The organism is Nocardia barduliensis (genome assembly GCF_013315795.1).
In the GTDB taxonomy this organism is placed as follows: Bacteria; Actinomycetota; Actinomycetes; order Mycobacteriales; family Mycobacteriaceae; genus Nocardia; species Nocardia barduliensis.
Genome location: NZ_JABLTE010000303.1, coordinates 1 through 430, shown reverse-complemented (window position 1 = coordinate 430; position 430 = coordinate 1). Strand labels below are relative to the sequence as shown.

At 63.5% G+C, this 430-nt stretch carries 1 protein-coding gene; it reads left to right on the top strand.

Going from position 1 to position 430, the window contains the following annotated elements:
* On the top strand, positions 1–430 hold a 430-nt coding region (locus HOV91_RS41370), incomplete at both ends, for a Tar ligand binding domain-containing protein (RefSeq protein ID WP_174190212.1).

Genomic DNA, 430 nt, shown 5'->3' with positions numbered 1-430 from the left:
CGCTGGGACTGGTCGGCAACCTGCGCTCCAACGCAGCGCTCAAGGAAACCTTCTCCAATAACCCTCCTTCCACGCGCGCGCTGGGGCTGGCCGAATCCAAGCTTGCGCAAGCACGCACCGCGTTGGATCGCGCCATCTTCGAGCCCGATCCGTCCAAGAGCGCGGACGCGCTGGGCCGCATCGCAACGCAGATTGAGAGCAGCGAGAAAGCGTGGAAGGACTATCTGGCCCTACCGTTTTCGACGCCCGAAGAGGAGCGCATTGCGGGCGAAGCCGGCAAGCAGCGCAGCCTCATCATCAAGGATGGGATCGGTGGAGCGATCGATGCGCTCCGCCGTGGCGACAAGGATGCGGCGCGCGTGCTGGCACTGGAAAAAATCCCGACGCAGTTCCGTGTCTACGCAGAGCAGTCCGATCGCCTGAATGCGAT